The sequence below is a fragment of the Pseudoalteromonas sp. S1609 genome (assembly GCF_005887255.1).
Classification (GTDB): domain Bacteria; phylum Pseudomonadota; class Gammaproteobacteria; order Enterobacterales; family Alteromonadaceae; genus Pseudoalteromonas.
This window is the reverse complement of sequence record NZ_PNDJ01000202.1, coordinates 1-239: the sequence shown is the minus strand read 5'-3', so window position 1 is coordinate 239 and position 239 is coordinate 1. Positions and strand designations below refer to the sequence as shown.

Here is a 239-nt window from a genome sequence, read left to right as displayed (position 1 = left end):
TTGGTATTTTACTTTCATCGAGTATATCTAGCGGGCCACCTTGCGCCGTTGTTTGTGTGCTTAATGTTAGATGTTGCGCCAGTGCGTTCTCAAGAACCGTGCCTTGAAGTATTTCTATAATCGCATCGTGCCGTTGATTAATTTGTGCGGCTAGTAACGTGAAATTAGTATCGTATTGCTGATTTAATATGGTGTAGCGCTGCTCAAAACTGGTTAAACCGTTTTGTGCGTGTTTATTT

At 41.4% G+C, this 239-nt stretch carries 1 pseudogene; it reads right to left on the bottom strand.

Going from position 1 to position 239, the window contains the following annotated elements:
- Positions 1–239 (bottom strand): annotated as a pseudogene (locus tag CWB76_RS19430) (M23 family peptidase); the annotation flags it as partial.